The following is an 11,582-nucleotide window of genomic DNA, read 5'->3' on the forward strand; positions in this document are numbered from 1 at the left end:
ATGGTGGCCGTGCCCATCACCGAACAGGTGCCCACGCTGGCCACCAGCTGGTTGTTGACGTCGGCGATTTCCTCGGCGTCGATCTCCTCGGCGCGGTAGCGGCCCCAGTAGCGCCGGCAGTCGGTGCAGGCGCCGACGCGCTCGCCGCGATGCGATCCGGTCAGCATCGAGCCGGTCACCAGCTGGATCGCCGGCACGCCGGCCGAGGCCGCGCCCATGAGCTGGGCCGGCACCGTCTTGTCGCAGCCGCCGATCAGCACCACGGCGTCCATGGGCTGCGCGCGGATCATTTCCTCGGTGTCCATGGACATGAGGTTGCGCAGGTACATGCTGGTCGGCTGCGAGAAGCTCTCATGCACCGAGATGGTGGGGAAATCCATTGGCAGCCCGCCGGCCAGCATCACGCCGCGCTTGACCGCCTCGATCAGCTGCGGCGCGTTGCCGTGGCAGGGGTTGTAGCTGCTGCCGGTGTTGACGATGCCGATGATGGGGCGCGACAGCGCGTCGTCGGTGTAGCCGGCGCCCTTGATGAAGGCCTTGCGCAGGAACAGGGAAAAGCCCGTGTCGCCGTAGTTCGTCAGGCCGCGCGCCACGCCCTGGGGGCCTTGCGCGGGCGTTTGTCCGGCGGCTTGCGCCTGCGCCGGCGTGGTCGTTCCCTTGGTCTTGTCCGTCATCGTCGTTCTCTGTCAGGCCGGGGTTTTGATCTCAATAATATTATTGATAATCCGAGTCCGAGATCATAGCCACCTGGGAAACCGGCCCGCAAGTGCTTTGGTTCCGTCTTTTTATTGATTCGATTGGTAGATCAGTCGATAGAAAAATTCTGATTCTTCAATCAGGTCACGGCCCCTACACTGGCGCGGTTGACGAGCCGGGCGTCCGTTCCAATTCTTATACCCATCCCGGCAGGAGACCTACATGCCCGTTATCGCCAGCGGCGCGCGTCGCGCCGTGCTGCTTTCCCTGCTGGCCGTGTGCGCCGGCGCGTCCGTCCCGGCCCTGGCCGCCGACGCCTACCCGGACAAGCCGATACGGCTGATCGTTCCCTATCCCCCCGGCGGCGCCACCGACGTGATCGGCCGCGTGCTGGCCCAGGAGCTGACCGGCGCGCTGGGACAGACGGTGGTCGTGGAGAACCGCGCGGGCGCGGCCGGCAATATCGGCGCCGACCAGGTCGCCAAGGCGCCGGCCGACGGCTACACCCTGCTGATGGGCGCGCTGACCAGCCATTCGATCAATGCCGCCCTGTATCGCGGCCGCGTCATCTACGACGTCGAGAAGAGCTTCGCGCCGGTGTCCATCGTCGGCACCGTGCCGCTGGTGTTCGTGGTCAATCCTTCCGTGCAGGCCACCAGCCTGTCGCAGCTGATCGCCCTGGCCAAGTCCAAGCCGGGCTACATCACCATGGGCTCGGCCGGCAACGGCTCGCCCCAGCACCTGGCCGGCGAGATGTTCAAGCGCGCCGCCGGCGTGGAGATCCTGCACGTGCCGTACAAGGGCAGCGGCCCGGCCATGACCGACCTGATGGGCGGACAGGTGCTGAGCATGATCGAGACCGTGCCCGCCGCCCAGGGCAGCATCAAGGCCGGCAAGCTGCGCGCGCTGGCGGTGACCTCGGCCGAGCGTGTGCCGGCGCTGCCCGACACGCCCACCGCCGCCGAGGCCGGGCTCAAGGATTTCGAAGTCAGCTCCATGTTCGGCATCGTCGCGCCCGCCGGCACCCCGGCGCCGGTCATCGAGCGCTTGAACGGCGAGCTGAAGAAGATCCTGGCCAAGCCGGATGTGAAGGCCTCGCTGCTGAACCAGGGCGCCATCGCCACCTGGACCACGCCGGCCGACGCCGGCGCCCGGGTGTCGGCCGAAGTGGCGCGCTGGACCAAGGTGATCGACGAGGCCGGCGTCAAGCCGGAATAAGCGGATCGCGGCGGGCGCTTCCGGGGCTTCCGGCGGCGTCCGCCAGCAAAGGCTTGCAACACGTTCGTGTTAGGCGCAAGCCCGGGCCGGCCCTCGCGCATCCCCCCGCGAGGCTGGCCGGAACCGCTGCTTTCTCATATAGTGGTTGACCCCGGCTTGGCTAGGCCGTAATGTACTTTGCGAGCCATTCCAAGACGGCGCGGGGGAAGACAATGGCCGATATCCAGGACGACAATCAGGACGACAGGTCGCTCCTGTACCAATACTTCGGCACGCACAGCCCATATTGGCGGCTGGCGAGCGATAGCGATGCCTTCGAGCTGTCCGCCATCAAGGGCGCGGCCAATATCGCCATGGCGCTGAGCCCGGAGCAGGCCGCCGCCATCCGCGATCTGACCGGCATCACTTCCAGCCTGCGCATCGAGGTCAAGCTGTATGGCGAACCCATCGGCCTGCACCTGGTCGGGCGCAAGATCAATCCCAAGGAATGGGCCGGCACCGCGTCGGCCTACTCGGACACCGAATCGGTGGCCAAGGACCTGGTCGAGGGCCTGTCCTTCGCCGAGACCGTGGTGTCGCAGGCCAACTCGGTCATCGTCATCGTCGACCAGCACGGCCGGGTCCAGCGCTTCAACAAGCTGAGCGAGGAATACACCGGCAAGCGCGAGCAGGACATCGTCGGGCGCAGCGTGTTCGACATGTTCATGACGCGCGAGGAGGCCTCGGCCTCCCGCCGCAACATCGCCGCCTTCTACCGCAACGGCCAGTCCTATGAAGTCGAGCGCCTGATCAACACGGTCAAGGGCCCGAGGCTGTTCCTGTTCCGCAACAAGTTCGTCACCAGCGGCAGCGGCGAAAAGCGCGTCTACCTGATCTGCTCGGGCACCGACATCACCGAGGAACGGCAGGCCCAGGAACGCCTGCGCGTGCTGGCCAACACCGACGTGCTGACCAATCTGCCCAACCGCCATGCCATCACCGCGCAGCTGCAGGCGGCGCTGTCGGCGGGCGAGGGCGGACGCGGCGGCGTGCTGTTCCTGGACCTGGACAACTTCAAGCGCATCAACGACCACTACGGCCATGGCTTCGGCGACCAGCTGCTCAAGGCGGTTGCGCTGGCCATTTCCGGCTGCCTGGCCGAAGGGCAGACGCTGGCGCGGCTGGGTGGCGACGAGTTCATCGTGCTGCAGGAAGGCGCCGAAGTCCACGAACTGGAGGCGACCTCGCAACGCATCATCGAGCGGCTGCGCGAGCCGTTCCGCCAGGGGTTGATCGAGGTCTACACCAGCTGCTCGATCGGCATCGCCATGTATCCCGAACATGGCGCCGACCTGGACAGCGTGGTGCGCAGCGCCGACATCGCCATGTACGTGGCCAAGGAATCGGGGCGCCACACCTACCGCGTGTTCCTGCCCGAGATGGACCGCCGCAACGCCGACTACGTGTGGCTGGACACCAATCTGCGCAAGGCCATGGCCGACGGCCACCTGCTGCTGCACTACCAGCCCAAGCTGTCCGGCCGCACCGGCGAGCTGGACGGGGTCGAGGCCCTGTTGCGCTGGAAGTCGCCCGAGCGCGGCATGGTCGGCCCCGGCGCCTTCATTCCCTACGCCGAGGATTCGGGGCTGATCGCGCCGCTGGGCGTGTGGGTCATGCGCGAGGCCGCGCGCCAGGCCGCCGCCTGGAAGCGCGAGGGCCTGAACATCCGCGTCGCGGTCAACGTCTCGGCGCGCCAGCTCGAGGACAAGGGCCTGGTCAGCGAGTTCATGAGCGCGCTGTCCGACGCCGGCCTGGACCCCTGCATGCTGGACATCGAGCTCACCGAGAGCTGCCTGATCGAGGATGAGCATTCGGCCATCGAGCTGATCAAGCAGTTCCGCAAGCTCGGCGCGCGGGTGCACCTGGACGACTTCGGCACCGGCTATTCCTCGCTGTCGCAGCTGGCCCGCATCCCGCTGGACGCGATCAAGCTGGACGCCAGCTTCGTGCGCGGAGTCAACGAGAATCCGGTCTCGCAGGCGCTGGCGCGCGCCATCGTGGCGGTGGCGCGCACGCTGGAGCTGAAGGTGATCGCCGAGGGCGTCGAGACGGCCGAGGAAACCGCTTTCCTCGACACCCTGGGCGTGGACGCCAAGCAAGGCTATCTGTACGCCAAGCCCATGCCGGCGGCCGAATTCACCGATTGGCTGGCGCGGCGGCGCCGGCTGCACCTGATCGCCTGAGCGCGCGCGCCGGGTCGCCCCGGCGCCCGCCCACGTCCGCCGCCGCGCGGGCGCTCAATGCATGGTGGCTTCCATGCCGGCCTCCGGCCCGGCCGCGCTGCGCCGGTTCTGCGCGATGACCAGTCGCTCCATGTAGGCGCGGTCCTTCGGGTCGATGGAGAAGGCGGCCTCGACCCAGTCCTCGGTGATGTCCATCAGTTCCGAGCGCGACAGCCGCAGCACGCGCTGGCGCGCGCGCAGCATGGCGCGCGTGCCGTTGAGCTTGGGCCGCAGCACGTCGATGAAGGTGCGCGTGGCCTTGTAGGCGTCGCCCGGCTCGAACAGCACGTCGACCAGGCCGCGCGCCTGGAACCACTCGGCCGTGTGCGACTCGCCGGTGCCGATCAGCTCTTCGGCCAGCCGCATGCCCGAGCGCCGCGCCACCAGCGAATAGCCGCCCATGCCGGGAAAGAGGTTGAAGGCCATTTCGGGAAAGCCCATGCGGGCATTGTTCTGCGCCAGCACGAAATGGTGCGCCAGCGCGGCCTCGAAGCCGCCGCCCAGCGCGGTGCCCTCGATCATGGCCAGCGAGATCGCGCCGGTGTCGAAGCCGCGGCTGGCGGCGTGCACGCAATCGACGCAGGCGCGCGCGTAGGCGCGCAAAGCCTCGCGCCGGCCGCCACGGATCGCTTCGGAAAAGAAGTTCAGGTCGCCGCCCACGTTGTAGATCTGCGGGATCAGCGAGCCCGTTACCCAGAAGTCGATAGGCAGCCCGGAGTCCTTGGCGGCGCGGGCCAGCGTCATGATCTCGTCTATCAATTCATGGTTGAAGCAGGGCCGCGGCTGGGCCCGCAGCATCATCCACATGACGCGTCGTCCCTCCTCGTAGTAGGCGGAGATCTGTTTCAGGTTGCCAGCTTGGGCAAAAGGATGGCAGTCCGGATGCATGAGTTGATTCATTGCTGTCGTCCAATCGATGAAGGTGAGTCGGAGTACTGCGGGGCCAGCCTAATACAGAGCCTTTCCCGCCCGCCTCATGCTTCGCTCCTCCGTGTGGCCATGCTTGCGTGTAGGCCAAAGACCCGAGTGCATCGGCGCGCGCCGGCCTCGCCGCGCCCGGGCTCGGCCGATCGGACGAGGACGGCCTGGGCGCAAGGGATGAGGACCCTCGCAAGTTTGCGGGTATCGAAGGGCGCGGCGGGCATCGGCGGCGCACTCGTGCGGATGGGGGAGGGCCGCGCCGCGCCCGACGATCGACGGCCAGGAGGAGGATGGACCGCTGTTGTCCATCCGCAACGCGGCGCGCGCGCGGCATTGGTTATGAGAAGGTTCTTATTTACGAATGAAAGTGATTCTCGATAATATTCCGTCTCGATAAGACCTACTCACTACCGCAGCTCGCACCATGCACGTTCTCTTCAAGCCGCGCGCCCTGACCCTGGGCGTCGCCCTGGCTCTGCACGCCATCCCCCTTGTTTCCGTCCACGCGCAGACCGCGCAATTGCAGCCCATCAGCGTCGAAGGCCAGAGCGTCGACGACCCGCGCGTGCCGGAGGTCACCACCGCCACCCGCACCCAGACGCCGGCCCGCTACGTGCCCCAGGCCATCGACAGCGTCAAGGTCGAGAACGTCCAGAACTATGGCGTCAGCACGCTGGGCGAGGCGCTCTCGGGCATTCCCAACGTCTCCAGCGCGCAGGACACGCGCTTCGATTCGCTGCGCATCCGCGGCTTCGACGCCAGCAACGATTTCTACCTGGACGGCATCCGCGACGACAGCCAGTACGTGCGCGACCTGCACAACATCGAGCGCATCGAGGTGCTCAAGGGCCCGGCCGCCGTGCTGTACGGCCGTGGCAGCCAGGGCGGCATCGTCAACCGCGTCAGCAAGGCGCCGCAGCCGGGCCGCGAGTCCACGCTGGAAGCGCAGGGCGGCAGCTGGGACCTGCGCAGCTTCTACGGCGACCTGAGCGCGGACCCCAGCGACAAGGTCAGCGTGCGCCTGAACGTGGGCCAGGAAGACGCCGACAGCTTCAGCCACAAGATCGGCGGCAAGCGCCAACTGCTGGCGCCATCGCTGAACTGGCGCATCACGCCGGACCTGGACTGGCTGGTGCAGTATGAATACAGCCGCTACGATCGCACGCCGGATCGCGGCATCCCCAGCGTCAACGGCCGTCCGGCCGACGTGGGCCGCCGTACCGTCTATGGCGATCCGGACCGCGACTACATCGACGACCGCGCCCAGTCCTTCCGCTCGCGCCTGGCCTACACGGTGGCGCCAGGCTGGCAGCTGCGCCACACGCTGGGCGTGTTCGCGCTGGACAGCGAGTTCGACAACACCTACCTGACCGGCTACAACGCCGCCACCGGCAAGGTCAGCCGCACGCGCTGGCAGCAGGACCTGCGCACGCGCAACATCAGCAACAACTTCGAGGCCGAGGGCCTGTTCCATACCGGCGCCATCGAACATCGCGTGCTGTTCGGCATGGAATTCGCCAACCAGGATCGTTCGCCCAAGCTGTACACCGCCGCGACGCGCGGCCCCGGCGCGCAGCCCGTGCCGACGCTGGACCTGTACGACCCGGACCTGTCGCGCCAGCACCAGGGCGCGATGACGATCAACAGCGACGCGCGCCACAAGGTCCGCACCCAGGGCTACTACGTGCAGGACCAGATCAAGCTGAACGAGGCCTGGCAGGTGCTGCTGGGCCTGCGGCTGGACCGCTTCAACATCGATTCGACCAACCGCCTGCTCGACGCCTCGGCCTCGCGCAGCAGCAGCGGCGTCAGCCCGCGCGCCGGCGTGGTCTGGACGCCGCTGCGCGACCATTCCTTCTACGCCTCGTACAGCAAGACCTTCTCGCCCACCGGCGGCGGCCTCATCGGCATCACGCCCAACGCGCGCGGCAATACCAATGAGCTGGACCCGGAGCGCACCCGCCAGTACGAAGTGGGCGTCAAGAGCGACTGGCTGGACGGCCGCCTGAGCACCACGCTGGCGTTCTACAACCTGGAGCTGTACAACCGCCGCACCACCGATCCCAACGATCCCAGCATCGTGCTGCTGACCGGCCTGCAACGCTCGCGCGGCGTGGAGCTGACCGCCGCCGGCCGCCTGCAGGGCAACTGGTATCTGCGCGGCGGGCTGGGCCTGCAGAACGCGTCGATCGTCGAGGACAACAACGGCCTGGCCGGCAACCGCGTCGGCAACGTGGCGCGCCGCAACGGCAGCGTGTTCCTCACTTACAAGCCGGCCGAGGGCCTGTACGGCGAAACCGGCGTCACCTTCGTCGGCCAGCGTTACGCCGACAACGCCAACACGGCGGTGCTGCCCGGCTATGCGCGCTGGGATGCGCTGGTCGGCTATCGCACGGGCCAGTGGGACTGGCGCCTGGCGGTGCGCAACCTGACCGACAAGACCTACTACGCGTCGGCCACCAGCGCCGGCCAGATCCGCATCGGCGAGCCGCGCACCGTGGTGGCGACCGCGCAGTACCGGTTCTGAGCGGGGCGCTGCCGCAAGCCGGGCAAGTCCCGGCTTGCAATCGGCACGGGCAGGGGTAGGCTTCTGCTGTCGCGCGCGGGCCGTCCGCCGCGGCCAGCCCGGAGGCTTTCGCCATGCGAGACACGCGCGACCCGTCGAACACACCCGAATCCCGGCCCGCATTCCGGGCATCGCGCCCTCGGCGCGGGTTGGTCCAGGCTGTCCTGATGGCCTGTGCGGCGGGGGCGCTGCCCGCGCTGTCCGGTTGCGCCGGACAGGGCGCGAAGGCCGAGGCCAAGATGCTGCCCAACGAAAGCGTGGTGCGCGTGCCGGTCCAGGTCGCCCTGGAGAACGGCGGCCAGGCCCGGGGCGAGCTGGTCGTCACCGTGTTCACGCCCAAGGGCGAGGGCCGGCATCCGCTGATGGTGATCAGCCACGGCCGCGCCGGCGACGCCGCCGGCCGCGCCAAGCTGGGCCGCGCGCGCTATGCGACGGCGGCCCGCTATTTCACCGACGCCGGTTTCGTCGTGGCCGTGCCGGTGCGGCTGGGCTACGGCGCCACCGGCGGTCCCGACCTGGAAAACAGCGGCCCTTGCGGTGACCGGCGCTTCACGCCCATGTTCAACCGCGCGGCCAGCGAGATCGCGCAGGTGATCGAGGCGATGGCGCGGCGGCCGGACGTGGACCCGGCCAATGTGGTGGCGCTGGGCCAGTCGGTGGGCGGCGGCTCGACCGTGGCGCTGGCGGCGGCCAGGCCGGCCGGCGTGCGCGCCGCCATCAATTTCGCGGGCGGCTCGGGCGGCGATCCGGTCAAGTCGCCGGGCAAGCCCTGCGGACCTGAGCGCTTGCAGGAAACCTATGCGGGCTACGGCGCGACCACCCGCATGCCCATGCTCTGGATCTATACCGAGAACGACCTGTACTGGGGGCCGGAATGGCCGGGGCGCTGGGCCGAGGCCTACAACGCCGCCGGCGGCCATGCGCAATTCGAACGCCTGGGGCCGGACGGCGCCAATGGCCATTCGCTGTTCACGCATGCGCCCGAGAAATGGAAGCCGCTGGTGCGCGACTTCCTGCGCACGCAGGGTTACGCCATGCCGGAGCCGGGCGAGGCATCCGGCCAGGCGCGCCGTCCCTGAACGGAGACGCGGACGGGAGCGCTCCCGTCCGCCCGCCGTGCCGCGTCAGGCCACGCCGCCGTTGGCGCGCAGCACCTGGCCGTTGATCCAGCCGCCGTCCGGTCCGGCCAGGAACGCCACCACGCCGGCGATGTCGTCGGGCTGGCCCAGCCGCTCCAGCGGCGGCAGCTTGGCGTAGTGCTCGATCAGTTCAGGGCTCTTGCCCGTCATGAAGAGTTCCGTGGCCACCGGCCCGGGCGCCACGGCGTTGACCGTGACGCGGCGACCGCGCAGCTCCTTGGCGAAGACGCGGGTGAAGCCTTCCACCGCCGCCTTGCTGCCGATGTAGGCGGCATAGCCGGGCAGGTTCAGCGCGATCGTGGTGCTGGACACGTTGATCACGCGGCCGGCATCGGCCAGCCGCGTGGCCGCCGCGCGCAGCATGTTGAAGGTGCCGCGCGTGTTGATGTTGAACATCTGCTCGTACTGTTCGTCGCTGGTCTGCGCCAGTGGCTGCACATGCAGCACGCCGGCGCTGTTGACCAGCACGTCGACCCGGCCCAGCGCGGCTTCGGCCGCCTCGAACAGGGCGTTGGCCTGGCCGGGGTCGGACACGTCGGCGCGCAGCGCGGCGGCCTGGCCGCCGGCCTGGCGGATCTGCTCGGCCAGCGCCTCGGCGGCAGCGGCGCTGGACGCGTAGTTGATGGCCACGGCGTGGCCGTCGCGGGCCAGGCGCAGCGCGATCGCCGCGCCGATGCCGCGCGAGCCGCCGGTGACGAGGGCGACGCGCCGGGAAGTCTGCTGGGTCATGGGAATGCTCCGTGTCATGGGGGGAATGCTTGCCATGATCCGCTATTCCATTGGAAAAATAATCGGCCTATATTTGCAGACATAATTTCATTTGCATTAATAATAGGCCGACCCCTGATGGACCGTTTCCAGGAAATGCAGGTGTTCGCGCGCATCGCCGAGCGCCACAGCTTCTCCAAGGCGGCCGAGGATCTGCGGATTCCGCCCGCCACCGTCACCAATCTGATCAAGCGCCTGGAACAGCGCCTGGGCGCGCGGCTGCTGGAGCGCACCACGCGCCAGGTCCGCCTGACCCACGACGGCGAGATCTACTACCGGCGCTGCGTGCGCCTGCTGGCCGACCTGGAGGAAGCCGACGGCGCCTTCCTGGACAAGGCGCCCAAGGGCCTGCTGCGCGTGAACGCGCAGGGCACGCTGGCGCGCCATTTCGTGATGCCGGGGTTGCCCGGCTTCCTGGCGCGCTACCCCGACATCACGCTGCACCTGGGCGAGGACGACCGCTACGTGGATCTGGTGCGGGAAGGCGTGGACTGCGTGCTGCGCGCCGGCGAGCTGCAAGACTCGTCGCTGGCGGGACGGCGCATCGCTTTGATGCCGCAGGTGACGGTGGCCAGCCCGGCCTATCTGGCGCGCTACGGCGAGCCGGCCGGACTGGAGGACCTGGACGCGCATTGGGCGGTGAACTACCAGTCCAGCGCCACGGGCCGCGCCCTGGCCATGGACTTCCTGGTCGAGGGCCGCAGCGTGCAGGTCACGCCGCGCGCGGCGGTCAGCGTGAGCGGGGCCGAGCTGTACACGGGCGCGGCGCTGGCCGGGCTGGGATTGATCCAGGTGCCGCGCTACCGCGTGGAGCGGGAGCTGGCGGACGGCCAGCTCAAGGTCGTGTTGCCGCGCCTGCCGCCCGCGCCCATGCCGGTGTCGGTGCTGTATCCGCAGAACCGGCAGGTGTCCGCGCGGGTGCGCGTGTTCACGCAATGGCTGGCGCAGCTGTTCGAGGCGGCCTTCGGCGCGGACGGGCCAGACAGGCCGGTCAGCTAGCGGGCCGCGAGCGCGCCCATGGCCGTCGCGGCGGCACTCAGCGCGCCAGCCGCGCCAGCGCCTGGCCGGCGATGTTCAGGTCGATGGCCGCGTCGTCGCCGTCGCCCATGAACCAGGCCGCCGACAGGCCGCACCAGGCCGCGATCCATTGCAGCAGGCGACGGGGTTCCAGGCCGGACGCGGTCGTGATCAGCGCGAAGCGGCGGTCGAAGCAGCCCGGCACGATGGCGACAGGCGGCTTGGGGGCGGCCAGATCGGGATTGCAGAAGATGTTGGCGTAGTCGAAGGCGCGCTCGCCATGCAGGCGCTTGGGGTCGATCACCAGCCAGCCGCGCTCGCCGAAGTCCAGGATGTTGTCGTGGTGCACGTCGCCATGCAGCACGGCCGGGTCGCGCGGATCGTCGAGCAGGGCGCGCGCGTGGCGGGCGCAGTCGGCCAGCATGCCGCCTTGCGCCTGGGCCATGGGCCACAGGTCGACGAACCAGGATTCCAGCGTGCGCAGCGGCGGCGGCGCCTTGGCGCGCGGCGCGTGCAGGCGCGCCAGCACATCGCAGATGATGCGCGTGGCCTCGTCGTCGCGGCCGTTGCGGGCGTACTCGGCCAGCGAGCGCGCGCCGGTGGCGCGTTCCAGCAGGATGGCGTCGGCGTCATGCGCCAGCACGCGCGCCGCGCCCTGGCCGTCCCACCAGCGCATCAGCACGCCGCCTTCTCTTTCGTCCTGTTCGTGCGAGATCTTCAGCATGGCGGGCTGGCCCTGGTACAGCACGGGCAGCAGGCGGGCGGGCGGCGTGGGGGGTCGGGCGCCGGGGGGCGCGAGGAGCGGGGCGTCGTCGGGGGACGCGGTCTGGCGGGGGAGGGGGGGCTGGCGGCGCATTCCCCCGGCGTCGAGCAGGCGCTGGTGGGCCAGGGGGCGCAGCGGTGGGGAAAGGACTGGTCGTCGATGTGGAAGGCGGCCGCCGGGACGACAAGAGCCTGATCGACGCCGGGGAAATGTGCCGCAAGATCCGCATCGCG

At 69.2% G+C, this 11,582-nt stretch carries 9 protein-coding genes; 5 read left to right on the top strand and 4 right to left on the bottom strand.

Annotated features, from left to right (window positions below):
- Positions 1-674: dihydroxy-acid dehydratase (locus KDH83_RS26140; protein ID WP_249205366.1), on the bottom strand; the 674-nt coding region annotated here is incomplete at its 3' end.
- Between the two features lie 244 nt (positions 675-918).
- On the opposite strand from KDH83_RS26140, the gene KDH83_RS26145 reads away from it, so the two are divergent.
- Complete coding sequence (locus KDH83_RS26145; RefSeq protein WP_212321014.1) at positions 919-1,914, top strand: tripartite tricarboxylate transporter substrate binding protein; 996 nt, start codon at positions 919-921, stop codon at positions 1,912-1,914.
- 212 nt (positions 1,915-2,126) lie between these two features.
- Complete coding sequence (gene pdeR / locus KDH83_RS26150; RefSeq protein WP_212321016.1) at positions 2,127-4,136, top strand: cyclic di-GMP phosphodiesterase; 2,010 nt, start codon at positions 2,127-2,129, stop codon at positions 4,134-4,136.
- A 54-nt stretch (positions 4,137-4,190) separates the two neighbouring features.
- Here pdeR and KDH83_RS26155 read toward each other — a convergent pair whose 3' ends face one another.
- On the bottom strand, positions 4,191-5,075 hold the full coding sequence (locus KDH83_RS26155; protein WP_212321019.1) for a crotonase/enoyl-CoA hydratase family protein: 885 nt from the start codon (positions 5,073-5,075) through the stop codon (positions 4,191-4,193).
- A 445-nt stretch (positions 5,076-5,520) separates the two neighbouring features.
- Between KDH83_RS26155 and KDH83_RS26160 the strand changes: the two genes are divergently transcribed.
- Both KDH83_RS26160 and KDH83_RS26165 read left to right on the top strand, forming a co-directional pair.
- Positions 5,521-7,623: a TonB-dependent siderophore receptor gene (locus KDH83_RS26160; protein WP_212321021.1), complete on the top strand. Its 2,103-nt coding sequence runs from the start codon at positions 5,521-5,523 to the stop codon at positions 7,621-7,623.
- A 206-nt stretch (positions 7,624-7,829) separates the two neighbouring features.
- Positions 7,830-8,741, top strand: coding sequence for an alpha/beta hydrolase (locus tag KDH83_RS26165; RefSeq protein ID WP_212321023.1), 912 nt, complete (start codon positions 7,830-7,832; stop codon positions 8,739-8,741).
- A gap of 45 nt (positions 8,742-8,786) precedes the next feature.
- On the opposite strand, the gene KDH83_RS26170 is transcribed toward KDH83_RS26165, so the two are convergent.
- Complete coding sequence (locus tag KDH83_RS26170) at positions 8,787-9,530, bottom strand: SDR family oxidoreductase (protein ID WP_212321025.1); 744 nt, start codon at positions 9,528-9,530, stop codon at positions 8,787-8,789.
- A 117-nt stretch (positions 9,531-9,647) separates the two neighbouring features.
- On the opposite strand from KDH83_RS26170, the gene KDH83_RS26175 reads away from it, so the two are divergent.
- A complete protein-coding gene (locus KDH83_RS26175) occupies positions 9,648-10,568 on the top strand; it encodes a LysR family transcriptional regulator (protein WP_212321033.1) in 921 nt (306 codons plus the stop codon).
- A 37-nt stretch (positions 10,569-10,605) separates the two neighbouring features.
- Here KDH83_RS26175 and KDH83_RS26180 read toward each other — a convergent pair whose 3' ends face one another.
- The gene (locus KDH83_RS26180) at positions 10,606-11,442 is read right to left on the bottom strand and encodes an aminoglycoside phosphotransferase family protein (RefSeq protein ID WP_212321035.1); all 837 of its coding nucleotides are present in this window, start codon (positions 11,440-11,442) and stop codon (positions 10,606-10,608) included.
- Positions 11,443-11,582: the final 140 nt, after the last annotated feature.

Origin of the sequence: Achromobacter sp. Marseille-Q0513 (assembly GCF_018195695.1) — a bacterium.
GTDB lineage: Bacteria > Pseudomonadota > Gammaproteobacteria > Burkholderiales > Burkholderiaceae_B > Achromobacter.